The sequence below is a fragment of the Paenibacillus sp. USHLN196 genome (genome assembly GCF_037144955.1).
Classification (GTDB): domain Bacteria; phylum Bacillota; class Bacilli; order Paenibacillales; family Paenibacillaceae; genus Paenibacillus; species Paenibacillus xylanexedens_C.
In genome coordinates this window covers 250,461-276,835 of the sequence record NZ_JBBCYH010000004.1, presented here as the reverse complement: position 1 = coordinate 276,835, position 26,375 = coordinate 250,461, and the positions used below count along the sequence as shown (strand labels likewise).

Genomic DNA, 26,375 nt, shown 5'->3' with positions numbered 1-26,375 from the left:
ATTACTTTAAATTGTAAATATATGTATCAATTATAGACTAAAATACCTAATTATACATATACCATTAGAACTAATTCTCTTTAAAATTAACCTTATTTGTCAGCTTTTTAGATTAATATGACCTTCTTAGAATTAAAAAGGCCCTGATCCTGCTGTGAAGGAGCCTCACAGCAGGCATCAGGAGCCTGATCCGGAATGGTTCGTTGCCGATTAGCGATTAAGCAGACTGCCCACATAACGTAGCAGTTCATTCGCGCTGGCTGCAGTGTATCCATGTTCCTCAATTAAGCGTTTAATGACTTCATTCATACGTTTCAATTGTGTTGCATCCGGTGTTTTGGTTGAGGTTGTGATCTTGACGATGTCTTTCAGATCGGTGAACAACTTCTTCTCAATCGCTTCACGCAAACGGTCATGGCTGCTGTATTCGAACTTGCGCTCCTTGCGGGAGTACGCCGAGATTCGGATCAGAATCTCTTCCCGGAACGCTTTCTTCGCATTCTCGGAGATTCCGATCTGTTCCTCAATGGAACGCATCAGACGCTCATCCGGGTCCATCTCTTCATCCGTGAGCGGATCACGAATTTTGGACCAGTTGCAGAACGCTTCAATGTTATCGAGATAATTCTCGAACAACGTTCTTGCGGACTCCTCGAATGAGTACACAAATGCTTTCTGCACTTCCTTCTTGGCTAGTTCATCATACTCCTTGCGTGCAAGAGCGATAAAATTCAGGTAACGCTCCCGCTCTTCCTTCGTGATCGAGGCATGCTGGTCCAGACCATCCTTGATCGCCCGCAGAATGTCCAGCGCGTTAATGCACTGAAGATTTTGCTTGATCAAAGCACTGGAGATCCGGTTAATGACATACCGTGGATCTATGCCAGACATCCCTTCATCCAAATACTCATTTTGCATCTCGCGCAGATCGGCTTCTTTGTATCCTTCCACTTCTTCACCATCATACATGCGCATCTTTTTAACGAGATCCATGCCTTGTTTCTTCGTTTCCTTCAAGCGGGTAAGTATCGAAAAAATGGCCGCAGTCCGCAGTGCATGCGGTGCAATATGAACATGCTTCATGTCACTTTGTTGAATGAGCTTGGCATAGATTTTCTCTTCCTCGGACACCTTCAGATTGTACGGAATCGGCATGACAATCATCCGGGATTGCAGCGCCTCATTCTTCTTGTTGGAGATAAACGACTTATACTCCGATTCATTCGTATGCGCCACAATCATTTCATCCGCACTGATTAAGGCGAAGCGTCCTGCTTTGAAGTTCCCTTCCTGCGTGAGTGACAGGAGATTCCACAGGAATTTCTCATCACATTTCAACATCTCCTGGAACTCCATCAACCCACGGTTCGCCTTGTTCAACTCTCCATCAAAACGATAGGCACGTGGATCGGATTCGGAACCAAACTCCGTAATGGTGGAGAAGTCGATACTACCCGTCAGATCGGCAATATCCTGCGATTTCGGATCGGATGGACTGAACGTTCCTATTCCCACACGATTATCTTCGGAAACAATGACCCGTTCCACCGGCACCTTGCTGATATCACCACCATATTCGGTACGGAGTCTCATCTGGCAGGATGGGCAAAGGTTACCCTCAATTCGGACTCCAATCTCCTTTTCCACTTCAGGACGAAGCTCCAATGGAATCAGATGCAGCGGCTCCTCATGCATTGGGCATCCATCAATGGCGTATATGGCACCTTTCTCTGTCCGTGAGAACTGTTCAAGACCTCGCTTTAGCAGCGTCACCAGCGTCGATTTCCCTCCACTTACGGGACCCATCAGGAGCAAGATCCGCTTCCGTACATCCAGACGGCGTGCTGCCGAGTGAAAGTATTCTTCCACCAGCTTTTCAATCGAACGGTCCAGCCCAAAGATCTCCTGCTCAAAAAACTTGTACCGCTTATGCCCACCTACTTCTTCCACCCCAAACGATTCAATCATCTCATACACTCTGGCGTGAGCCGTCATTGCCGGAGTCGGGTCCTCTCTCAGCAGTGCAATATAATCTTCAAATGTTCCGTTCCATGTCAAACGGTCACTCTCTGCCCGATGTTCCGCAACGCGTTCAAAAATATTCATGCTTGGTACCTCCCATGGCTCCTTTAGTGTGATTGTCAACCATTCCGAATGGTATGAAGAAATCAATAGAATTGCGGCTCCTGCTTGAATACCAATCTTGCGGTCCTGTGTAGTCCCGCCACCCTCTGTCCAAACATCTTGTTTTGTTGTGAAAAGTGTATTACATACCTATGCGGCAAATCGGATAAGTTGACCTCTTTTTTTCAATCCAAGGTTTCGAATTTTGGCTATTCCCTGTTCTATCAGACATCTTGTGCCTTCAGAAAAAAAAGAACGAATATGATATAATGAGGGTTCTAAATTCAGGAAACCGGACAACGTATGGTCAGAGACAAGGCCACTTCAGGAAAGGAGCACGGACGATGGCAGTAAAATACGAAACCGAATTATATTCGCCTGTGAAGGCTTTCTTCGAGCAGCGTGGCTTCGACGTCAAGGCGGAAGTCAGGCATTGTGACCTCGTTGGAGTCAGATCGGACCAGGACGAACCACTGATCGTGGAGATGAAAAAAACATTCAACCTCTCCCTGTTATTGCAGGGCATGCAGCGTTTGAAGCTTAGCCCGTTCGTGTATCTGGCCGTCGAGCGCAATCGCAGTAAACGCGGAGCCGTGAACCAACGCTGGAGCGAATTGACTTCACTATGCAGTCAACTTGGTCTGGGGCTGCTGACTGTCACATTTTACAAAACCAAAGCCCCCCTGATTGATGTACTGTGCGAACCTTCCGCCCAGACACCCCTTACTAGCGCCAATCAAGTTGCTCGCAAAAGCGGTGTTCGGCGGAAACGATTGCTCAAGGAATTCGACGAACGCAGCGGAGACTACAATACGGGAGGCAGCACACGAAGACAGCTGGTCACAGCATATCGTGAGAAGGCTTTACGTGTCGCATCCGCTCTACGGACGAACGGAGAAGCCTCTCCGGCCAACCTTGCCAGACAGACAGGCGTAGGTTCTGCAGCGGCGATTCTGCAAAAAAATTATTATGGCTGGTTTGAACGCCTCTCCCGTGGAAAGTATATTCTGACGATTAAGGGAGTGCAGGCGTTAACCGAGCATGCACACATGCTTGAGGATAATGATATGATTGAACGAACCATTAATGAACTTGATGTAACGTATTCCGTATCTGGTGAAAATAGGGATGACCTTGCACACATTGCTGAAGCAGCAGAGTTATACTTGAAAAATACAGGCAAGATCTGATTCGGAATCATCCGAAGTAACGGATGTGAAAAAAATGAGAATGCAAAAAAAACACCTGTAATCTCCACTGGAGACTACAGGTGTTTTGATGTGTTCTATATAAATGATTGCTATTAGAATTTTACTGCTACTTCGGAAGCCAATTTCAGACCTGCAGTAACGATTTCTTCAGCACGATCTGCAGAAGCGTTATGTCCTTCAACGATAACCACTTCAGGGTTTTGAATGCCCCACAAGCCGATAACTGTTTTCAGGAAGTTCAGGGACATTTCAGCAGCTGCCATTGGGCCTTCGGAATAAACGCCACCACGTGCGTTAAGCAAAGCTACTTTTTTGTCGCCAGCAAGTCCTACAGGACCTTCAGCAGTGTATTTGAATGTTTTACCAGCTTGGCTCAGGTAAGCAATGTAGTTTACCAATGGAGCTGGAACAGTGAAGTTCCACAGTGGGAATGCAAATACAACTTTGTCAGCTGCCAGGAATTGATCTTGCAAGTGTGCTGCAAGTGAAGCTGCTTTTTGCTCGTCAGCTGTCAGTTCAAAACCGTTAGCTGCTTTGTAAGTACCTGTGATAGCTGTGTTACCATAGAATGGGAATTCTGTATTGTAGAGATCCAACTCAGTAACTGTGTCACCTGGGTGGGACTCTTTGTATGCGCTCAAGAATGCATCGTACAATTTAACGCTGACTGCTTGATCTGCAGGACGGTCATTTGCTTTTACGAATAAAATATTAGACATGTTGAATTTTCCCCCGTTAAATAAAATATATGAGTGCTTTTTCTGAACTCACCACAATTGCAGCTTATATAAAGAAACCAACAACTCATTAATTCATATTATATATAAAAATGTTAGTGGATGCAATAACGTAATCACGATGTTTATGAACCAATTTGGATTTTGCTACAATCTATTTTTCGATCCGGCTCAACTGCGAGCCGTAAATTCAGATATGGTTTCACTGATCAGGTTCATGCCAAGCAGCAATTCATCGCGTCCCGGATGGCTAAAGTTCAATCGAATGTAGCGTTGATCCTGTACACCTGTGGAGCATAACGATCCTGGAAGAAAAGATACACCTTTGGGCAGAGCCGCCTTAAGCAGAGCACCACTATCCAATCCTTCGGGCAATTGTACCCACAGATACATTCCACCCTCAGGGATGGTGTATTGGCACCCTTTCCAGCCCGGTCTTTTCAACAGTTCAAGCATCAGCTTAAGCCTGGTCTTATACTCCCGATTCAGCATGGATAGATGATCACTCCATCGAAAAGGAGAATGGGCCAACAGCTGATACAACAGCCGCTGATTCATCGGACTGGACTGACCATCTGCAATTCGTTTAACTGAAGCCATGGCCTGAATCAGTGCAGGGTGCCCAGCAGCCCATCCGGTTCGAAGAGCGGGCGCTACCGTTTTGCTAAACGAACCGATGTAGAGAACATGTCCACCCTGGTCGGCAGTATCCAGTGCAAAGAGTGAAGGATATTTACGATAGAATTCCGCCGGCTCAAGGCCATCGAAATGAAGTTCTCCGTAAGAATCATCTTCCACAAGCAGTACACCATAGCGTGAACACAGATCAAGCACAGCCTCCCGCCGCTCCATACTCCACAAAGCACCGGTCGGATTCGAGAAACTGGGTGCAGCAAAAAGCAGCTTCGGTCTCACTTGCTGCATGTGATGCTCCAAAAGGTCAGGCAGTATCCCGTCCCGATCACCCATCACGGGCACAATTTTGGCTCCTTGCATCTCCAGAACCTCAAGACAACCTGGAGATGTAGGATGCTCAACCAGCACGGAGTCTCCTGGTTCAAGCAATAGACGCATCACCAGATCGATGGCCTGCTGGGTACCAGTGGTCAACAGAATCTGCTCGGGTACCGTTCGTATGCCTTTGCGTGCATTCCAGTCTTTGTTCAGCCACTCTCTTAAGGGTGTGTAGCCTGCAGGCTCACCATATTGCAATGCAGAGGGGCCTGAACTAAAAACAGACACCGCTGCTTCTTCCAGCAATTTGAAAGGAAACAACTCCTCCGCAGGCAATTCCTCTGCCAGAGAAATGAAATAATCCCTGCCAGACATCTCACGTATATCCCTCAGCGGTGATGACAATAGCCTGTTGGTACGGGAAGCAAAGAAATATTTCATCGATCCGATCCCCTTTCATCCCTATCGAAACTGAACTCGCAGTCCGCAGCCCTACAACCTATTCCTGCTCGCCATCGAATATGACCGGATGCACACCTGACCTGTTGTGATGCTAGAAGAACATACCTGGTTCGTCAGGATACCGTCTTCGATTGCCTTGCATGCAAGGCATAACGTTCAATGGCCTGTGCTCTGCTGCTTACTTCCAGCTTCACGTATATTTTACGCAGATAATTATCAATCGAGCGCCTGCTAACGTTGATCTCACTCGCTATTTTATCATAGGTTACCCCTTGAACAATTCTTTCCATGATAAAAGTTTCGGTTTCGGTTAATTCAATGACACGTTCTTCTGTTGGAGACTCAACGGGTTGCGCCCACTCCGCACTGTTCAACCACGATAATGGAATGGATACATGGCCCTCACGTAACCCCGAGATCAGATGAATCAGCTGGCTAGGGGAAGCCTGTTTGGATAGCATGCCGCTTGCACCAAGACTCATCAGATGACGAAACAGCTTCACATTGTCTTCATCCGTTAAAATGATGATGTGACTATGTGCTGACAGATTCTTCATCTGGGCAATATATTGATCTGCCTGGCCCTCCGGAAGACGATAATCCATGAGAACCAGATCAGGCTGGTGAATGTTCACCAGTTCGAGCCCTTCTGTTCCGGTCGAAGTCATGCCACGTACCGTCAGATCTTGCTGCTCTTCCAAAATCAATTTTGTACCGAGCATGCTGGTGGGGTGGATATCTACGATGACCACCTGCCATACTTTTTTCATTGTTGTTCCCCCTGTTATGTATTGGACAAATAACTTCTACCTTCTGTCATGATGATTCCATCGTCTTGCGACAGTCCGAGTATAGAAGAAGCACAGGTCGGATTATGTCGAAAAACATAAAAATACAGGATGAGGCTGTTAAAACAGCTCTATCTTCACTGTATTTTGTTCTAAAAACACCATAACGTTCATCTCTCCATGCCCGGAAAGGTCAAAATATAGTATAAATTTCCTGCATTTCTATCTAAAAAAGTCGAAAAACCTGCCCAAAGTTCCTACTTATTGCATCTATAAGAAATTGTATCCTAGGACTTCCTTCCGATGCAATCTCTTTTTGCTCTATTAAGTAAAGAATTTCATTTTTGCGTAATCAATAGGGGCATGATAGAATGAGGACTGGAAAAATTTTTGTACCTATAAATGACCAGGAGTGATGATATGAAACCATCTGCCCCGCCCTCTGACATCCATCACACCCGGAGTGCCAAAGGCAAGGCCGGATCTTCAATCAAGCTGTTTCTGGTAATGTGGATTGTTCTGATTGCACTAGGAGTCGTTGGAACCTACTATTATAGTAACCATCTCCAGCAACAGATGATTAACCAGCTTCAGGCCCATAATCAGCAGCAGATTGCAGCGCTAAAAACCGACTATGAAAAGCAGCTAACAACGATATCGAAGGAAGTAGCTGACCTGCAAGGACAGGTTCAATCCTTCAATGAATTGCTGACTTTTACCAAGGATAATGCAAGTGACAAAACGGATAACAGCAACAAACTGTATACCCAGCTGAGCGAAGTCAAAAAACAACTGGAGACACTCCAGAAAAAGATGGACCTGCTCAAATGATTACACCCGTCAAACAGGTTAATCGTTTTTTTATGCTTGCACTCGCTCCTTTTGTTGGATTGATATTATGTCTGCTGCTGCTTCGTCCTCCGCTTGAACCCGGAGGTTTGATTCCCACCGAGCTGTCAGAGGACAGCATTACTCCCCGGACCCAAGCAATTAGCCAAGAGCTTGCCGGGGCAAAAGACGCTGCTGTCCAGACTTCTTCTTCTATTAAAAGAACGACACAGCTCTATAATAAGACAACGAGTACGATGTCTACACTTGTACAGAAGGCTACTACTCAGGCAGATCGCCCAGAAAGCATTTATAACAAACGAATCTCATCCAAGCTGGGCGTTCCATTTGAACGGGTAGACAGTGACCGGCTGACGATTGAAATGTACAGAGTGAATCCTGGCAGTTATAAGGGCTATGCCATGAAGATTAAGCTAAAAGATCCCACAGCCATGCAGATGGCTCTGGATAGCGAACCTGGACGTTCTGAGACGACCATGCAGGCTGTGAAGCGTAACGGCGCAATTGCCGGGATCAACGCGGGAGGGTTCGCTGACAGTGGCGGCAAACGTTATCCTCTCAGCACAACCGTCATGGATGGGAAATACGTGAATGGTTTTCAGTCCAGTTTCAAAGATCTGTTCTTTGTAGGACTTAATGATGCCGGCAAGCTGGTCGGAGGCAAGTTCTTCGATAAAAACTCGCTGGATCGCCTGAAACCGCAATTCGGGGCTACATTTGTGCCAGTGCTGCTACAGAACGGGCGCAAAACAGCAATTCCCGATAAGTGGAAGGTATCACCCAAACGAGCACCTCGTACAGTCATCGGCAATTACAAAGACGATCAGTTGTTGATCATCGTGGTCGATGGATATAATGAAGGCGGAAGTTCTGGTGCTACCCTTGAAGAGTTGCAAGGACGGTTGTACAAGCTTGGGGTCATCGATGCCTATAATCTGGATGGCGGTGGATCTTCCTCGCTTATTCTGAATAATCGGGTTGTGAATAACCCTTCGGATGGCAGCCTCAGACCGGTGCCCACACACTTTTTATTTTATAAATGATGGGGTGAAGCATTTCTTTTCTACTTATAATGGTTATAATAGAAGAAAATGAGCTTGTGCAGGAGGTGCGAAGGGTATGTCGTTTTCACTGACATTCTGGATTATTGCAGTTGTATTGACTCTCTTCATTGCAGGCATTCTCACTTCATCCTACAACAATGACAAGACAAAAGGCCTGTAAAGGCCAAGCCTCTCTCCAGAGAGGCTTTTTTTTAATGCTTTATTCTCGAAATAGCAAGAGACAAGGCTTAAAAGAATGCTTCAATTCTTCTAAGCCTTGTCTCTTGCTAAACGGGATCAATAGCTAACCGCCCGGTCATTCCGCATAGATATCATAGAATCAGACAGAGTAGGTCCACTCACCGACCCACCCTCAACCAGTGTCACGTATATCCGTTCATGGTCAACGGGTTCTCCAGCAATAATCTTGATTAATTGTTCAGCAGCGAGTGATCCCCACTTGCGTTTGGAATAATCAATGCTTGCCAATCTCGGCTGCACGTATTTGCTCAGTTCAATATTGTCGAATCCGATGACATCAATCTCCTGACCCACGCCAAGTACACTGTCTGCGAGACGATCACACAGGCCAATAGCCATCTCATCATTGAGGCAGAATACAGCTGCAGGTCCATCATACGCCTGTACAATCTGATCTGCGGCTCGTTCTCCACCACTCTTCTCAAAATCCCCCGTGATCTCAATCCATTCTACATCGGCTTCACGTTCCGCAACCTGTCTTACAGCCTTCAAACGCTGCACAGAGTCAAACGAACCTTCCGGTCCCGTCACCACATAGATTTTCTTATGTCCCTGTTCAATCAGATGCTCCATGGCAAGTGTCGCCCCGGCTTTGTTATCCAGCAGAACCTGATTAATGTTGGGATGATCCATCTCCCGGTCCAGTACAACGATTTTGTGCCCTCGATCGGCATATTGCATCAGTTCTTCACTTGCAAACGTATGATCCAGAATGATTGCACCATCAATCATCCGTTCCGGAAGCATGCGATGGGACTGTTTACCGCTGCACACGATCAGGTCATAACCTTGAGCATTACATACGGCTTTCATGCCACTAAGTAAGTCTCCATATACATCTCCGCTAAAATCGGTCAAGAAAACACCCAGAATTTTGGATTCTCTCTTCTTCAGTGTTCTTGCAGCGGCATTTGGAACATAGTTCAGCTCTTTGGCTATGGCCAAAATTTTGGAACTCGTCTCATCGGTCACTTTGTTACTGCCATTCAGCGCATATGACACGGTGGATATAGAAACTCCCGCCTGTTTGGCGATATCCTTGATACTGACCACATTCTTCGCTCCCCTGTTATGTTGATCAGGCCTCCCATAGTGAAAGGCCTGACACATTACTCTTTCCATCCATCGGATTACACGAGTCGGAATGATTTCTTTTGGGTATCCCGACTGTTCGGACCAACCAAAATATGGAATTCGCCTCGATCACTGCGATGACTTAAGTCAGAATGGTGATAGCGAAGCTGTTCTTCATTTAATGTAAACGTGGCTGTACCACTCTCGCCTGGTGCAAGTGCAAGTCTCACATATCCTTTCAACTCACGCATCGGACGAACCACTTCACCCGTTACATCACGAACATACAATTGAACTGTCTCCACTCCTGCGTGCTCACCTGTGTTCGTTACACGAACCTGGATGCTCAAAGACTCATCAGCAGTCAACTCGTTACTTGACACTTCAAGATCACCATAAACGAAGGAAGTGTAAGAGAGACCGTAGCCAAATGGAAGCAAAGGTTCATTCGGGCTGTCAATGTATTTGGATACATAACGTTCTTCCGTCTTTTCCGGGTTAAGCGGACGGCCTGTATTGAAATGGTTGTAATACACCGGAATCTGACCTACGGATTGCGGGAAGGACATCGTCAGACGTGCAGATGGATTCACTACACCTGTCAGAACATCTGCAATCGCAGCTCCGCCTTCACTGCCCGGGAACCAGGCTTCAAGAACAGCATCCGATTCATCGATTACACCATGCAGATCCAATGGACGGCCATTGAAAATAACGGTGGCAATAGGTTTCCTTGCTGCTTTGAGCTGTTTGACCAATTCCAATTGGGCCGCTGGCAGACGAATATCCGTACGTGAGCCACCTTCTCCGCTCATCTCGGAGTCTTCACCTAGAGCTAGGACGATCAGATCTGCTTTGCTTGCCACTTCCAGAGCTTCGGCAATCTGCTCAGCTGTAATGGTATGAACATCACTGCCTTGGGCAAATTGAACTTTCCCACCCGTCAGACGCTCTTGCAGAGCTGTTCCCAGCTTGACTGCATCTTCCTTAACCCCTTCACAGGACCACCAACCCAGAATGTCTGGACTCTGTGCAAAAGGACCAATTAGGGCTACATTAGCTTCCGCCTGAAGCGGAAGAACGTTGCCATCATTTTTCAACAGCACAGCTGATTTCGTTGCCAGTTCATACGATACCTGACGGTGCTCTTTGGAGAACACAATCTCGCGCTCACGTTCCGGATCAGCTGCACGTAGTGGATTGTCGAACAATCCCAGCTTTTCTTTCAGTTGCAAAATTCGCAGAACGGCTTCATCAATGAGTTCCTCTTCTACTTCACCGCTCTCAATCAGCTCAGGCAGATGATGCACATAACAAGGTGTCATCATCTCCATATCCACCCCTGCGCGAATGGCACGATATGCCGCTTCACGGTCATCTTCCGCAGCGCCATGGGCAATCATCTCACGAATGGAAGCCCAATCCGAGATCAGTACACCATCAAAGCCCCACTCGTCACGCAATATACCGCGCATCAGCTTTTCGTTGCCGCTCGCCGGAATACCGTCGACTGTATTGAACGAAGTCATGACCATTTCCACACCCGCATCCAATGCTGCTTTGTACGCTGGCAAATAGTACTCACGCAGGTTACGCTCGGACATGTCCACCGTATTATAATCCCGACCACCCTCTGCCGCTCCATATGCCGCAAAGTGTTTAACACAAGCTGCAAGACGCTCCGGCTCATCCTTCAAGCTGTCTCCTTGATATCCACGTACGAATGCAGCCGCGAACAAGCTGTTCAGATAAGGATCTTCTCCTGTCGTCTCCATCACACGACCCCAGCGCGGGTCACGAACCAGATCCACCATCGGTGCAAAGGTAACATGCAAACCGGATACAGCCGATTCACGTGCTGCAATTTCAGCACTTTTCTCAGCGAGTTCTGTGTCCCATGAGCAACCGATGGCCAGCGGAATCGGGAAAATGGTTTTAAATCCATGTACAACATCAGCCATGAACAAGAGTGGAATGCCCAGACGACTTTTCTTCATATAAGCTTGCTGTACATCAATGATGGCCTGTGCACCGGACAACCCCAAAATGGAGCCACTGGCATCCACGGACTGCTCCGTGATTCCCATTTCTTCCATCGGTCCGGTGATCTGACCTTCCACATTCGTTCCTTCATAGAAATTGGCGGTCAACTGAAGAAGCTGTGCTGTTTTTTCCTCCAACGTCATCTGTTTCACCAGGTCTAGCAACTGCTCGTTATTCATCAATAGTATCCTCCACTACAAGTTGTTGAAATAAAGAACCCGGCTGCGTTCGGGGAGAGACCGCGCACCGGGTTCAAAATTAATTACTGAACGATTACTAGAATTTCTCGTTTAGCTCATCCAGATAAGGTTGAACCAGGGACATTTTACTGTTCACCCATTCTTTCCAGTTAGCCTCCAGATCTCCGCTTTTCAGGATCAGGTTGGCATATTCGTTCTGGTAATCGAATGAAGCTTGACTCTTAGCTTTGGAATCGTACAGGTTGATATCCCAATCATATGCTGCAAGTGATTTGCCTTCTGTACCGAGTTTTGCTTTTTCTTCGAACAATTTCACGGCTCTATCACGGTAATCTTTTTTGATTGCAGGGTTTACAACACTGAAGTCGTCACCCAACAAATAGAGACCTTCGAAACGTGCTGGATATTTGTCTTCCAATACTGTTCCTTCTGGCAATAAGCTAACCAGTTCTTGGTTCTCATCGTATTTCCAATCTGTTCCTTCGAAGCCCATGTTGATGAGCAACTGGCCTTCTTTTGTTGCGGAGTAATCGATCAGATCCATGATCCGTTCGAATTTCTCGTCACTGATGTCCGGATTGAAGATCAATGCAGACCAGAAGTTGGCTTGCTCCATGTTACGGTATTTCCCGTCATCGCCTACTACGATTGCTGTGTGTACCAGTTCATCACTATCTACACCCAGATTTTTTCTCATATCAGAATCCAGACCTTGTCTGTACGAAGCCAGTCCGCCCAGACTTGTTACAGCAGCTGTACCTGTTACTTTGAAGTTGTTTTGACCTTCATTGTTTTTCCATGTGTAGAACTCAGGATTGAGCAGTCCGTCTTTATAGGCTTTTTGCATCAATTTAAGTCCTGTCAGCGTTTCAGGATCTGCTGGTCCCCAATGGAATTGGCCATCTTCACCTTTGTAGAACGGAGAATCAGTCATGGCATGCACACTGTTTGGCATAATCATGTTTGTCATGGCATCTGCCGCATTGTAGGACAGAGGTACGAGTTTATTACCCACTTTGCCTGGATCTTTTTCTTTCACTAGCGCAGCATATTCATTCAATTCGGTTGTTGTATAAGCATCTTTCAGTTCAAAACCAACCGCTTCAGCCCAGTCTTTACGAAGCGCAATGACACCAATTTGGTTCGTCAGTGGGTCAGCTGGTTTGTTCTCGAAGTAGATTGGTCTAGGCAGGACATATGTTCCACCCGTCAATTCTTCCAACTTGTCTCCAAGACCCGTCAAATTGTAAGCTGCTGCCACGTTAGGCCAGCGTTCTTTCCAGTCATCCGGGAATTTGTAGAACAAACCTTGTTCAATGCTGTTAATGGCATCGCCATGTACGTAGTTCCATACCGCTACATCCGGCAAGTCGCCAGAGTTGATCCACAGACGAAGCTTCTCGCCCCATGAATCCCAATCGATATAGTTGTAGTCCCAAGTTACATTAAATTTGTCTGTCCAGAACTTGTGGAAGTCATTATCCAGGTTCCCGTTTTTGATTTCTGTCAGGTTAGCTACAGAGATGGTCAGGTTGTCTTTGTAATTTCCCTCTGCATCTTTTTCGTTACCACCTGAAGCTCCTTGGCTGGAACAAGCGGTCACCATCAGCATAACTACACTAAGCGTGATGGCAAAGAGAGCTCGTACTGACAACTTTTTGTTCGTTTTCATGTTTTACCCCCATGTTTTTAGTAGAATTTTATTGCAAAATCCTATACGTATATCAGGTCTTGATTGCCCCTGTTAATACCCCTTTGGCAAAGTGTTTTTGCAGCATTGGGAAGAAACACATAATCGGTACCATGGTGACAAATACGGCTGCCATCTTCATACCCATTGAGAAGTTGCTTGCCTGGGCAGCATCCACACTGGATGCATTGGATGCATTCGTCGTAGATGTCACGATAATATTTCGGAGTACATTCTGGAGCGGTAACTGATCCGCTTTTCGAAGGAATATCATCGCATCATACCAACTGTTCCAGTAAGCCACACCGTAGAACAACGTGATTGTAGCCATAATTGGTGTAGCCAGCGGAAGAACAACAGAGAACAAAATTCTCCACTCTCCGGCTCCATCCAGTCTCGCCGATTCCATGAGTGATTCAGGCAAGGTGTAGAAGTAGTTCATCATCAGAATCATGTTAAACGCACTGAAGCTTCCCGCCAGAATGACGGACCACAGCGTACCTGTAAGATGAAGTGATTTCATGATCAGGTACAGCGGTACGATACCACCATTAAAGATCATGGTGAACAGTACCAGGAAAAAGAGAAATTTCTTAAACGGAAATTTGTTGCGACTAAGGCCATATGCCATGCTTGTTGTCAGGAACAAGCTGAGTGGCAAGCCGATGACTAGCAATATAATTGTATTTTTGTACCCCGACAGAATCGTTCCGTCAGCGAACAATGCCTTGTAGGAATCCAATGTCCATTCTTTAGGGAACATCAAAAATGGATTGTCAGCATATTCTTTTTGTGTTGCAAACGAGATCATGATGACATTCCAGAATGGAATCAAAATCATTAATGCAAGTACAAGTAATATGGCAAATATGAAGTAATCGAGAAGTGTCATTCTTTCTGTGCCAATTCTCGGCTTTTTGTTAGCTTTCTTGCTCATCTCATTTCTCCTCCTCTCTTATCGGAACAAACCGTCTCCGCCAAGCCACTTGGCAAATCTGTCAGCGAGAAGCAGCAAGGCCATATTCACCAGGGAACGGAACAAGCTGACCGCTGTCGAGAATGAGAAATCGGTTGATGACTGGAACGTAATCCGATAGATATATACATCGAGTACTTCCGATACGTTTTTGGTTGCTGCATTTGCCAAGTTGAAGATCTGGTCGAAACCGGAAGACATCAGTCCACCTACCGACAAGATGAACATTACCGTGATGGTTGGTAGAATGTTTGGCAAGGTAATACGGAACATCTGTTGCATACGAGAAGCCCCGTCAATCTGTGCCGACTCATACTGATCCTGATCGATACCTGAGATGGCAGCCAAGAAGATAATCGCGCCCCATCCACTTGATTTCCATATATCAGTCAACAGCAACATCGGTACAAAGTTGGATTCGGAACCCAGGAAGTTAATCGTTGGCAATCCGAGTAATCCGAGCGCGCTATTGACCAATCCGTCATATGCCAGGACATTGATGACAACCCCGGATACGATGATCCAAGACAGGAAGTGCGGGAACGTAAGTACGGTTTGGAACCACTTTTTCCCTCTGCGCATCCGCAGTTCATTCAGCAACAACGCCAGAATAATCGGGAACGGGAACTGAATAATCAGCTTTAGAATATTGATGTACAGCGTACGCCATACCGCATCGATAAAGGTTGGATCACGGAAAACATATTTGAAGTTCTCGAATCCGCTCCATGGACTTCCCCAGATGCCCAGATTAGCCTTGTAATCTTTGAACGCCAGAGACAGGCCGCCCATTGGCATGTAGGCAAACAGGATTAGCCAGACAAGCCCCGGAATAAGCAGGGTGTATGTCATTCGGTGCTTCCAGATTTCAGTCCAGAGCGAATTGCCCTTCACGTTTCCCTTCAGCTTTTTGCTAGGTCCTTCGGCTGCAGGTTTCACATTGCATCTCCTCACTCTACTTTGGTCTTGTCGTTGTACAGAAAATCAAACATCGTTCTCAGGTGGTGCTCCCAAAATCTCCATTCATGAGCACCCGGCGTCTCCACATACCGAAAATCAAAGGCAGTACCCTGCATGTATTTCGCGTAATCGCGATTCATCTCCACGAAGGGATCACTATCGCCGCAGCAACTGAGGATATCCGGTAAAGGAATACCCTGTTCCAGCAACTTGGCAGACAGTGCGTAAATATCCTGATCGGCTTTTACCTGTAACCGTTCTCCAAAAACCGCTTTCATTTCCTTGATCATAGTCGCTGGCATATGGGGGTCATGAAGTCGTGTTTGAATATCCGTAACGCCAGATAAAGACACGACTTTGCGATAACGCTCTGGATAAGTTAGCCCACATTTCAGTGCACCATATCCACCCATGGATAAACCGGCAACGTACGTTTTCTCCGGATCAGGATTTAGATTGAGTAGACGTTTGCATACTTCAGGTAACTCCTGAGTGATGTAGTGGAAGTAATTCAGGCCGTATTCCATATCGGTGTAATAGCTTCGATTCGCTTCTGGCATAATGATGGTACAGCCATATTGCGCTGCATACATCTCAATTGTGGTTAACCGCTGCCAAGTACTCGCATTATCGCCTGCCCCGTGCAACAAATATAGTGTACCGCCTGAAGTCTCTCCGGAGTCACTGGACACAACATGTATGCTCGTATTCATGCATAATGTTGGCGATCCAGTTTCGATCGTTATATGCGCCATAATGTAACCCCTCTCATCATCGCCTGCTGTCTTTACTCATTCGCTTCTCTGGCGTTGGATTGCAGGCTGTTGTAGATTCCCTTGTATTACGATGGGTTATCGAAACGATTTTCTCGAATCGTTTCAAAACATAGCCAACGTTGATCCACATGGACTTCATTACAACACTTTTAATGTGGAAGCGATTTCTTCGAATCGTTTCGAATAAATCATAAGCCCGATGAGTAAATCCTGTCAATAACCTTTTTACAAATTTCGCGTTATTTTCTCGATAAAATGCTTTTTTAAGTCTAAATTTGCGCCCAAAGACACTATTATTGCGAAAAAATGAAATTTTAGTCAGTACTATTACAACTTTAATTGACACCCAACCAGGTTTATACTAACATGGGTTCTGATTTTGCATTCAAATTACGGAAACGTTTCACCAACCGATTTTACTCAGGTTTTACCTGATATCAGGGAGGTTAATATGTCTGAGCAACTCAAAGGCTTCGTTCAAACGATTACAGAACAACAATTGAATGTTTTCTCCATTCGTATATTACAAAAAGGGCACCTGCTTGCCCATTGGGACAGGGACAGGGATCAGCGTCGTGTGCAACATTCCATCAGCAAATCCTTCACCAGCATGGCCGTTGGTCTTGCGATTGAAGAAGGTCTATTACATCTGGATGCCACACTCGGTGATTATTTCGCCTATAATCACGCACTCATTGCACAGCACAATCTCCCCTCGCCGCGGGAATTGAAACTACGTGATCTTCTCCGAATGTCTTCGGGCCATGACTCTCCCCCTCTTTGGGCTGATGAACGAGCTTCATTGACCGAGAAGGACTGGGCAAAATATTACATGTCTCTGCCTCTGGACCGGGTACCTGGAGAACAATTTACATATAGCAGTGGTGATACCTTTATGATCTCGGCCATGCTGCAGGCTGCTACCGGCCAAACCGTGAAAGATTACCTGACTCCACGGTTATTTGAGCCGCTTGGTATCCATGATGTAGAGTGGGAATCCTCTCCACTCGGTGTAACGCTCGGCTGTGCTGGTCTATGGATAAGCAATGAGGAACTAAGTCGATTTGGACAGTTCATGCTGCAGGAGGGCCTCTGGAACGGCACACAGCTTGTACCTGCGGATTGGATCAGACAGGCTACGTCGCGGCAGATCGAAACGACTGGAGGCGGTGATTGGGGAGAAGGATACGGATATCAGTTCTGGATGTGTTCTCATGGCGCATACCGAGCCGATGGAGCTTATGGTCAATTGTGTATCATCATTCCCTCTAAGGAAGCAGTCATATGTATCAACAGCGAGGAAGAGAATATGCAAGGCATCCTGAATGCCGTATGGAATGAGGTTCTACCCCTTTACACCCAGCATTAGTCTACGTATCTTATCTTTTTTTTAATTTGATATTATGCGATTCGCTAGATATTAAAACAAAAAACGCCACGGGGTCATAAAACCCCATGGCGTTACTTCTTACCCGTGCTGTGGAAGCTGAGTCATTTCATCTAAACATTGTGCGCATATGTAACGCTCTTTGAACTCGTTGACTTCCTCGATGGATCCGCAGAAAATACATTTTGGACGATATCTCTCCAAGATAATATGGTCCCCTTGTACTAAAATCTCTACAGGATCTCCCTCATTCATTTGATACCTTTTACGCAAAGATTTAGGCAATACGATCCTACCTAATTGGTCAACTTTGCGAACTACTCCAGCTGGCTTCATAGCTACGGCACACCTCTCCTATCTTACTCTAAATTTCTAGGTACATTTGTACTATGTTTATAGATTCGCCAAGATTTTGTCGAATCCTGCTGGAAATAAACATTTTTTGTCCTTTTTTTTGAAAAATGTTTTTTTACCGAATTCTAGTTGATATGAATAACCTTAATTTATCCCTCTAACCCCGGAAAATTAAGCTGGCGTAATGCTTCATACACAATAATGGCTGCCGAATTCGACAGATTTAATGATCTGACATCACCAGTCATTGGCATTTTCATACATGTATCGGGATTGGCAGCAATTAATTCAGGCGGCAGGCCTTTAGTCTCTTTACCAAAGACGAGGAAATCCCCATCCTGAAATTTAAAATCACTGTATCGGTTCTTCGCCTTCGTAGTTGCGTAGAAGAAACGACCTTCCGAATATTTTTCCTGAACCTCGGCGAACGAGTCGTGGTATTCAATATGAACGGCATGCCAGTAGTCCAGCCCTGCCCGTTTCAATGTAGCATCATCTGTTCGAAATCCAAGTGGACGCACGAGATGCAGATGCGTGCCGGTTGCCGCACAAGTACGAGAAATATTTCCTGTGTTTGCCGGAATTTCTGGTTCAACCAGAACAATGTGTAAAGCCATATGTGTTCAATCTCCTTTTCATTTCATGTTGACGACAACTCTCTAATCTTAAAGAAAAGCCCTCCACACGTCAATGTGGAAGGCTCTGGTAAGGCACAGGATTAGACACTAAGGTCTATGACACAGTACCTATACTATTTATCCATTTGTCTTTTGAAAGTGGTTCATGAAGTCTGTGAGCGCCTTAACACTCTCATAAGGAGCAGCATTGTATATGGAGGCACGGAGACCACCCACACTACGATGTCCTTTCAGACCTACGAATCCTTCTTCCTCCGATGCCTTGATGAACTTCTTCTCCAGTTCCTCAGAAGCAAGACGGAAGGTTACATTCATCAGGGAACGATCTTCTGCTTCGACACAACCACGGTAGAAATCACCGGAAGAATCAATCGTGTTATAGAGCAATTCCGCTTTTTTCGTATTTTTTTGCTCAATACCAGCTAATCCGCCCTGTTCTTCAATCCATTTCAACACTTCATTCACCATATATACGGAGAAGGAAGGTGGCGTGTTATATAGGGAGTTATTATCTACATGCGTGCTGTAACGAAGCATGGTTGGAATCGTTTTGGGCGATTCACTAACCAGTTCCTCACGAGCAATGACAACCGTAATCCCGGATGGACCCAAGTTCTTCTGCGCACCTGCGTAGATCATACCAAATTGATTGAGATCAAATGGTTTACAGAAGATGTCACTCGACATGTCAGCAATCAGAGGTACAGAACCAGTATCCGGGAATGACTTGAATTGCGTACCTTCAATCGTTTCGTTAGAAGTCAAATGCACATAAGCCGTACGTTCTGGCAGACTCAGATTCGAAACATCCGGCAATTTCATGAACTTCTCTGCTTCCGAAGATGCTGCTACATGCGTCTCCCCAATCAGCTTCGCCTCAGACAGAGCCTTCTTGGCCCAGCTGCCAGTCATCACATAACTCGCAGTCTGTCCTGCCCCAAGCAGGTTCATTGGCAGCATCGCGAACTGTGTGCTTGCACCACCCTGCAGAAAGAGAACCTTATATCCTTTTGGATTGCCTAGAAGCGACAATAAGCGCTCCTGAGCTTCATTATGTACAGACTCGTACACCGCTCCACGGTGAGACATCTCCATAATCGACATGCCTGTGTTACGAAAATCTACAAATTCCGCCTGTGCACGCTCCAGTACCTCAAGTGGCAACGCCGCAGGTCCTGCATTAAAATTATACGCTCTCTTTGTCACAAAATCCCCCGCCCTTTCCATCCGTAACTCTGACATACAAAGTGAATATTATCGCTATGATAGCAGTATTCTCTATCTGCTTCAAGGGCAATATGCACTGAAGTGTTGATTTCAGGCCATCAAATTCCTTTATCACCCTGCAAAGTTAAAGCACTACACTGTTTAATTCAAGGAAAAGCCTCCGAGAGCGTGTCCCGGAGGCTTTAAGTTGGAACAAGAGCTGTTCCGCCCCCGACTGATTAGCAGTCGAAGTAAAGGCTGTACTCGTGCGGATGAATGCGGATCGCTACTGCTTTCGCTTCATCACGTTTGAGGTTGATGTAGTTTTCAATGAATTCTTTTGTGAATACGCCGCCTTCAGTCAAGAACTCGTTATCAGCTGCCAATGCATCAAGTGCTTCTTCGAGGGAAGCTGGCACACTGCGGATGTTTTCTTTATCTGCATCAGACAGGTCATAGATGTTTTTGTCGAGCGGACCATATCCAAGCTCAGTTGGGTTGATTTTGCGTTTGATTCCATCCAGACCAGCCATCAGCATTGCGGAGAATGCCAGGTACGGGTTAGCTGTGGAGTCAGGTGTACGGAACTCGATACGACAACCTTTTGGTGTCACAGCTGCAACCGGAATACGTACTGCTGCAGAACGGTTACCTTTGGAGTAAACCAGGTTTACCGGTGCTTCGTAACCAGGTACGAGACGTTTGAACGAGTTCGTACTAGGGTTAGTCAAAGCGATCAGTGCCGGAGCATGGTACAGGATACCTCCGATGTAGTGCAGAGCCATTTCACTCAGGTTAGCATATCCCGCTTTGTCATAGAACAATGGGGAATCACCATCGAAGATGGATTGGTGAACGTGCATTCCGCTACCATTATCACCGAACAATGGTTTTGGCATGAATGTTGCTACTTTACCATATTGACGTGCAGTGTTGTGCACGATGTATTTGTATGCAAGCAGGTTATCTGCTGTTTTCTTCAGTGTATCAAAACGGAAGTTGATTTCGGCTTGACCCGCTGTTGCCACTTCATGGTGATGACGCTCGATGGACAGGCCAGCTTCTTCCAAAAGGCGACACATTTCGCTACGAATATCTTGTTGTGTATCGACTGGCGCTACTGGAACATATCCGCCCTTAGTGCGAACTTTGAAGCCCAGGTTACCGCCTTCTTCTTTGCGGTTCGTGTTCCATGAAGCTTCTTCGGAATCTACGAAGTAGGAAGAACTGTTCGTTCCGCTCTCATAACGTACATCATCGAAGATGAAGAACTCGGATTCAGGTGCGAAGAATGCCGCTGTACCTACACCGCTCTCTTGCAAGTAAGCTTCTGCTTTAACAGCGATGCTGCGTGGGTCACGCTCATAACGCTCGCCATCCGGAGTGAAGATATCACACATAACATTCAATGTAGGGTGTGCAGTGAACGGATCGACATAAGTCGCTTCAGGATCTGGCATCATAACCATATCGGACTCTTCAATTCCGCGGAAACCTTGGATAGAAGAACCGTCAAAAGCTACTCCATTTACGAACGTGTCTGCATCAACAGCCGAAGCTGGCAACGAGATGTGATGTGCACGACCAGCTAAATCTACAAAACGAAAATCTACCCACTCGATGTTGTTCTCTTGAATTGATTTCAATACGTTTTCAACCGACATGTATTCGTCCTCCCAAATATTCCGAACATTAAACAACCCCACTAAGAAAATGTCTAAATTCGAATTTTTTTCTGTCGTCATTATAAAATCTGAAACATGACATCGTCAATACTTATGTAAGGTATTTTTTGCGAGGATGTTAGATATACTCACATTTTATAAATATGATAAATTCATATAACAACATTATTACTATACATTTAACCGATTTAATGCGGTAAAGTGCCCCTTTTACATCCTAAATCATGGAAAAAACTTCACATCATAAATATTTCTTATCACCATTGATTAATAAATACGTTCAAAACTGCAAAATGTACAAAAAACCGGACATCACCTGCTTCCGTCGCAATGAACACGACCACAGGAGATGCCCGGAATTGATCCAGACTCTTGACTATGATTTCTTAAACTATACGCCTACACGAGCCGGAAAAAATTCTGCCGGTTGTTTGGCTGTGCTGAATGATTTACCCACGATTGGTGCCAATTTCTCCAGATCCTGCAGCAGGTTGGCGAATTGATCAGGGAACAAGGACTGCACACCATCTCCTGTCATGGAGTTATCCGGATCGGTATGCATTTCAATAATCAGACCATTGGCACCCGCAGCAACGGAAGCCTTCGTCATTGGTTCCACCAGTTCACGACGTCCAGTACCATGGCTCGGGTCCGAAATAACTGGCAGATGGCTCAGAGACTGCAGAACAGGGATCGCTGAAAGATCAAGCGTATTCCGTGTGTAGGATTCAAACGTACGAATACCACGCTCACACAACATGACATTCGGGTTACCACCCGCAAGAATGTACTCAGCTGCATTCAATAATTCATCGTACGTCGCACTGAAGCCACGTTTCAACAATACCGGTTTGCCACACTCACCCAATTTGCGGAGCAGGTCAAAGTTCTGCATGTTACGTGTACCTACTTGCAGAATATCTGCGTACTCGGCGCAAATATCCACATACTCTGGCGTCATGACTTCTGTAATCGTCAGCAGGTCATGTTTCTTTCCTGCTTCCGCCATCATGATCAATCCTTCTACACCCGTTCCCTGGAAGCTGTATGGACCCGTACGTGGCTTAAATGCGCCCCCACGCAGCACTTGCCCACCAGCAGCTTTCACTAGCCCGGCAATCTCAGCAATCTGTGCAGCGGATTCAACCGCACAAGGTCCGCCCATGACAACAAGTTCTTTTCCACCGATATCTACACCTTTGATGGAGATCACCGTATCTTCCGGATGGAAGTCACGACTTGCCAATTTGTAGGATTTTGATATCTTAACGACATTCTCAACGCCCTTCATTTGGCGAAGATGCTCTTGCATTTTAGGTTCAACTTTACCAATCAAACCAATGATAGTACGATCCTCTCCGCGAGAGATATGCACCTGAAGCCCTTCTTTTTCGATGACTGCCACGATATCCTGAATCTGTTCCTCCGGTGTAGCCTTGCCTGCAATAACGATCATATTAATTCCCATCCTTCCTTGTATGAGAGCACAATACTTTCTTAACGTGCGTCTGATTAAATATAAAAACTCTGTCGCGCTTAAACGCTTGTTCGCTTTTAAGCTTTTATCCGTTAAAGTAAATATATCATAGTTCCCCTGTTGCGTCAAGGTACACAATCCCTATCCATGTACAAAAAGAACCCTGTTCCACAGGCTCCGAATCCGGTTCTGCGTAACAAGGTTCTTCTTATTTCCACTTACACTTATATTTCCTTTGCCCTACGGAGTACGTGTTTTTTCTCTAACTGGCGGCAGCAATTTGCTCATGTTCACGGTACGCTTGATTTCCCACGTCTCCGGCTTGTCATGTTCATACTGTTCCAGATAAAGAATAACTTCCTTCGTGATCGGTGTTGGTGTTGAAGCACCCGAAGTAACCGCCACCTTATTTACACCTTTCAACCACTCCTGTTGAATCTCAGCCACATCCGATACCCGGTAGGCCGTAACACCCGCGATCTCCTCCGACACTTGTGCCAGACGATTGGAGTTATTACTGCGAGGATCACCCACAACGATAACCAGATCCGCCTGCCCTGCCTGTTCAGCGACAGCTTCCTGACGAACTTGGGTAGCCAGGCATATTTCATTATGAATTTCTGCACCCGGGAATTTCTCCAGCAGACGACTCATAATGTGCTTGATATCCCATTGGCTCATCGTTGTTTGATTCGTAATCAGGATTTTGCCTGAAGGAACGTTCAGTCCATCGATCTCTTCTTCCTTCTCGATCAGGTGAACGAGGTCTGGCGCAACCCCAACAGCACCTTCTGGTTCAGGATGGTTCCTTTTACCAATATAGATAATCTGATAACCTTCTGCTGTCTTTTCGCGAATGAGATCATGTGTCTTGGTCACATCAGGGCATGTTGCATCCACTGTTGTCAATCCTTTGTCCCGTGCCAGCTTGCGCACTTCAGGAGACACACCGTGAGCTGTGAAAATAATCGTGCCACTCTCCACTTGGCTCAAAATATCCATCCGGTTCGGACCGTCCAATGTAATAATGCCTTCATCTTCAAAGGAATCCGTCACATGTTGGTTATGCACAATCATCCCCAATATATAAATAGGCCGTGGTAAATCCAGATTACGTGCCGCTTGACGCGCGAGCACCATCGCATCCACAACGCCGTAACAATATCCACGCGGCGAAATTCGCAGTACTTCCACTTGGTTGCCACCCGCTTTCTTTCTCGGCAACGTTGCCGATGTAATTGCAGTCCTGTCTATTATACCTTTATTCGATAGGCGGAGCAAAGACAACCGGCAACCAGATAATAAAGGTCGTTCCTTCTCCGCGTCTAGTCACAACCTCGACTGACCCATGGTGTTCCTCAATAATCCACTTCGCAATCGAAAGTCCCAGACCTATGCCCGGTGTAGCCCCGCGGGATTCATCTGCACGATAGAAACGATCAAATATGAACGGCACTTCGTCCCGATCCATCCCAATACCGGTGTCGCTTATGCGTAGTCCCACCTGACCCTTGTATAATACGGCATCCAGCGTCACAGAGCCTTCAGGTGTGTATTTAAACGCATTTTCGATGAAAATAAACAGCATCTGTTGCAGATAGTCCTTGCTACCGTTCACATAAATGCCGTTAAGGATGGAAAAATCTCCTGGAAGCCAGTCTGCCTGACGATCCAGAAATTGTGCTCTGCGTGCCACTTCCTGTACGAGAATCTGCAGCGGGATCGGATTCAGTTCAATTTTCTGACCCGTATCCGCTCTCGCCAGCGATAACATGTCGCTGATCAGCCTGCTCATACGTTTTCCCTCGTCAGCCATATCTTCAATGGCTTCCAGCGACATTTGTTTGACGGTCTCCTCATCCAGATTCGGTCGGTCGGTTCCCTCCTGATCCCATAACTTCTTCAGGAAGTCCACGTTCCCGCGAATGGTGGTCAGCGGCGTACGAAGTTCATGCGATGCATCGGATACAAAGCGGCGCTGGGCAGCATTCGTCTCCTCCAAACCGCGGAATGACAATTCTGTACGTTCAAGCATGTTATTCACCGTTTCAATCAGACGCCCGATCTCATCCTTAGGCCCCGCATATTGAATACGTACACTTAAGTCATCTCCCGATTGAATCTGATTCGCAGCATCAATGACATTCACGAGCGGACGCATCGACTTGCGGGCCAGAACGAGACCTGAGGTAATAGCGAGGGCCATCGCTACCAGCCAGCCAAAAACCAAAATATTAAGCAACGCTTCCAGCAAGCGCTCCTGTGAACTTACATTCGCACCAACCTGAAGAATTCCTCTGACTTCATTGGTTCCCTGAAGCGAAAGGGGGAGCTGATTCACCAGAAACGGTGTACCATCCACATAGATCTTGGATATGCCCCGCTTTTCAATAATTTCATTGGATTTCAATACTGGAAACTGAATCCTCAGTTTCTCCATATTACCGGAAATTCTGCCTGAACGACTCTGATAATCCCAGAGTTGAATATAAATTTGCGCCTCCTGAAGCTGACTCTCTGTAAATGGGTCCAGATCCAACGACTGTGAAAGAGGATTTACACCGATCTGCTCCGTTATCCGGGCACTCTTCACCTTCAATTGCTGTTCGACTTCCTGATAGGAGTTAAAATACACAAAGGCATAGATGACAACGCCCCAAAAAATAAGCACGGCGGCCAGGATACCAGAATACCATGCGGTTAATCTTAACCGGATGGACATGTCAGGAGTCACCTCTCAGAATATAGCCGGCTCCCCGGATGGTCTGGATTAGACGTTTGCCGCCGTATTCTTCGGTCTTCTGTCTGAGCATGGCAATGTACACTTCAAGCACGTTAGACTCACCGCTGTAATCATAACCCCAGATTTTATCCATAATCAGATCACGGGATAGGACCCGTCTTGGATTTTGCATAAACAGATTCAACAGTTCGAATTCCTTGGCAGTCAGTTCCAGACGTTGCCCATCCCGCAAGACTTCACGTGAGTCATTGTCCAGAATAATATCCTCATACATCAGGCGATTGTCCGGCGTCCCCGCGATGTCTGACTTGCGCCGCAACAATGCACGAACACGTGCCAATAATTCTTCCAACGCAAAAGGCTTCACGAGATAGTCGTCAGCCCCTGTGTCCAATCCGGTCACCCGGCTCTGCACCTCATCCTTAGCCGTCAGCATTAGCACAGGCACTTTGCTGCCTGCTTCTCTCAGTCTGCGACATACCTCAAATCCGTCAATCTGCGGCATCATCACATCAAGTACAACGATGTCCGGCTCTTTATCCATCAGTTTGCTGAGGCCTTCGGCTCCATTGGAAGCGGTCTGTACCTCATATCCTTCAAAAGCCAGCCCCCGACGGAGCATGGACACAATTTTTTCGTCATCATCGACAATCAAAATAGTTGAGCGCATGGTCTTTCTCCTTTATCCTAACGTTTTATCCCATTGTAACAGGCAGAAGCACAATCTGCATCTTCAA

At 46.3% G+C, this 26,375-nt stretch carries 22 protein-coding genes; 4 read left to right on the top strand and 18 right to left on the bottom strand.

The window, feature by feature from the left end:
• Positions 1–210 precede the first annotated feature (210 nt).
• The gene (locus WFI24_RS11155) at positions 211–2,106 is read right to left on the bottom strand and encodes a PrkA family serine protein kinase (RefSeq protein WP_036610009.1); all 1,896 of its coding nucleotides are present in this window, start codon (positions 2,104–2,106) and stop codon (positions 211–213) included.
• A 362-nt stretch (positions 2,107–2,468) separates the two neighbouring features.
• Between WFI24_RS11155 and WFI24_RS11150 the strand changes: the two genes are divergently transcribed.
• A complete protein-coding gene (locus tag WFI24_RS11150; RefSeq protein ID WP_336760736.1) occupies positions 2,469–3,314 on the top strand; it encodes a DUF2161 domain-containing phosphodiesterase in 846 nt (281 codons plus the stop codon).
• Between the two features lie 113 nt (positions 3,315–3,427).
• Here WFI24_RS11150 and WFI24_RS11145 read toward each other — a convergent pair whose 3' ends face one another.
• From WFI24_RS11145 to WFI24_RS11135, 3 genes are all read right to left on the bottom strand, one after another.
• Positions 3,428–4,054, bottom strand: a complete 627-nt coding sequence (locus WFI24_RS11145; protein ID WP_336760734.1) for an FMN-dependent NADH-azoreductase — start codon at positions 4,052–4,054, stop codon at positions 3,428–3,430.
• Between the two features lie 189 nt (positions 4,055–4,243).
• Positions 4,244–5,467 carry an aminotransferase-like domain-containing protein gene (locus WFI24_RS11140; RefSeq protein ID WP_145319726.1) on the bottom strand — a complete coding sequence of 408 codons (1,224 nt, stop codon included), beginning with the start codon at positions 5,465–5,467 and terminating at the stop codon, positions 4,244–4,246.
• 134 nt (positions 5,468–5,601) lie between these two features.
• Entirely contained in the window at positions 5,602–6,258 is a 657-nt protein-coding gene (locus tag WFI24_RS11135) for a response regulator transcription factor (RefSeq protein ID WP_145319729.1), read from the bottom strand.
• Between the two features lie 438 nt (positions 6,259–6,696).
• Here WFI24_RS11135 and WFI24_RS11130 point away from each other — a divergent pair, with 438 nt between their 5' ends.
• A complete protein-coding gene (locus WFI24_RS11130; RefSeq protein ID WP_062833490.1) occupies positions 6,697–7,107 on the top strand; it encodes a uroporphyrinogen-III C-methyltransferase in 411 nt (136 codons plus the stop codon).
• Positions 7,104–8,168 (top strand): phosphodiester glycosidase family protein, encoded by a 1,065-nt coding sequence (locus WFI24_RS11125; RefSeq protein ID WP_336760729.1) that lies wholly within the window; start codon positions 7,104–7,106, stop codon positions 8,166–8,168. The genes WFI24_RS11130 and WFI24_RS11125 overlap by 4 nt, the downstream gene beginning before the upstream one ends.
• A gap of 297 nt (positions 8,169–8,465) precedes the next feature.
• Here the strand turns inward: WFI24_RS11125 and WFI24_RS11120 are convergent, their stop codons facing one another.
• From WFI24_RS11120 to WFI24_RS11095, 6 genes are all read right to left on the bottom strand, one after another.
• Entirely contained in the window at positions 8,466–9,482 is a 1,017-nt protein-coding gene (locus tag WFI24_RS11120) for a LacI family DNA-binding transcriptional regulator (RefSeq protein WP_336760727.1), read from the bottom strand.
• 77 nt (positions 9,483–9,559) lie between these two features.
• The gene (bglX, locus tag WFI24_RS11115; RefSeq protein WP_336760725.1) at positions 9,560–11,725 is read right to left on the bottom strand and encodes a beta-glucosidase BglX; all 2,166 of its coding nucleotides are present in this window, start codon (positions 11,723–11,725) and stop codon (positions 9,560–9,562) included.
• 97 nt (positions 11,726–11,822) lie between these two features.
• Positions 11,823–13,418 carry an ABC transporter substrate-binding protein gene (locus WFI24_RS11110; protein WP_336760724.1) on the bottom strand — a complete coding sequence of 532 codons (1,596 nt, stop codon included), beginning with the start codon at positions 13,416–13,418 and terminating at the stop codon, positions 11,823–11,825.
• Between the two features lie 52 nt (positions 13,419–13,470).
• Complete coding sequence (locus WFI24_RS11105) at positions 13,471–14,373, bottom strand: carbohydrate ABC transporter permease (protein ID WP_145319743.1); 903 nt, start codon at positions 14,371–14,373, stop codon at positions 13,471–13,473.
• 18 nt (positions 14,374–14,391) lie between these two features.
• On the bottom strand, positions 14,392–15,351 hold the full coding sequence (locus tag WFI24_RS11100) for an ABC transporter permease (RefSeq protein WP_336760723.1): 960 nt from the start codon (positions 15,349–15,351) through the stop codon (positions 14,392–14,394).
• Positions 15,352–15,362: 11 nt separating this feature from the next.
• Entirely contained in the window at positions 15,363–16,127 is a 765-nt protein-coding gene (locus WFI24_RS11095; RefSeq protein WP_336760721.1) for an alpha/beta hydrolase, read from the bottom strand.
• A 472-nt stretch (positions 16,128–16,599) separates the two neighbouring features.
• Here WFI24_RS11095 and WFI24_RS11090 point away from each other — a divergent pair, with 472 nt between their 5' ends.
• A complete protein-coding gene (locus WFI24_RS11090; protein ID WP_336760719.1) occupies positions 16,600–17,517 on the top strand; it encodes a serine hydrolase domain-containing protein in 918 nt (305 codons plus the stop codon).
• Positions 17,518–17,616: 99 nt separating this feature from the next.
• Here WFI24_RS11090 and WFI24_RS11085 read toward each other — a convergent pair whose 3' ends face one another.
• The 8 genes from WFI24_RS11085 to WFI24_RS11050 form a co-directional block, all read right to left on the bottom strand.
• Positions 17,617–17,871: an AbrB/MazE/SpoVT family DNA-binding domain-containing protein gene (locus WFI24_RS11085; protein WP_036610032.1), complete on the bottom strand. Its 255-nt coding sequence runs from the start codon at positions 17,869–17,871 to the stop codon at positions 17,617–17,619.
• Between the two features lie 167 nt (positions 17,872–18,038).
• Positions 18,039–18,506, bottom strand: coding sequence for a tRNA (uridine(34)/cytosine(34)/5-carboxymethylaminomethyluridine(34)-2'-O)-methyltransferase TrmL (trmL, locus tag WFI24_RS11080; RefSeq protein ID WP_145319754.1), 468 nt, complete (start codon positions 18,504–18,506; stop codon positions 18,039–18,041).
• A gap of 138 nt (positions 18,507–18,644) precedes the next feature.
• The gene (serC, locus tag WFI24_RS11075; RefSeq protein ID WP_145319756.1) at positions 18,645–19,733 is read right to left on the bottom strand and encodes a 3-phosphoserine/phosphohydroxythreonine transaminase; all 1,089 of its coding nucleotides are present in this window, start codon (positions 19,731–19,733) and stop codon (positions 18,645–18,647) included.
• A gap of 239 nt (positions 19,734–19,972) precedes the next feature.
• Entirely contained in the window at positions 19,973–21,397 is a 1,425-nt protein-coding gene (glnA, locus tag WFI24_RS11070; protein ID WP_062833480.1) for a type I glutamate--ammonia ligase, read from the bottom strand.
• Positions 21,398–21,809: 412 nt separating this feature from the next.
• Positions 21,810–22,874: a 3-deoxy-7-phosphoheptulonate synthase gene (gene aroF, locus WFI24_RS11065; protein WP_336760715.1), complete on the bottom strand. Its 1,065-nt coding sequence runs from the start codon at positions 22,872–22,874 to the stop codon at positions 21,810–21,812.
• 261 nt (positions 22,875–23,135) lie between these two features.
• On the bottom strand, positions 23,136–24,089 hold the full coding sequence (locus WFI24_RS11060) for a 4-hydroxy-3-methylbut-2-enyl diphosphate reductase (protein ID WP_336760713.1): 954 nt from the start codon (positions 24,087–24,089) through the stop codon (positions 23,136–23,138).
• A gap of 67 nt (positions 24,090–24,156) precedes the next feature.
• Complete coding sequence (locus WFI24_RS11055; protein ID WP_145319762.1) at positions 24,157–25,617, bottom strand: sensor histidine kinase; 1,461 nt, start codon at positions 25,615–25,617, stop codon at positions 24,157–24,159.
• Position 25,618: 1 nt separating this feature from the next.
• Positions 25,619–26,308 carry a response regulator transcription factor gene (locus tag WFI24_RS11050; protein ID WP_145319764.1) on the bottom strand — a complete coding sequence of 230 codons (690 nt, stop codon included), beginning with the start codon at positions 26,306–26,308 and terminating at the stop codon, positions 25,619–25,621.
• Positions 26,309–26,375 lie beyond the last annotated feature (67 nt).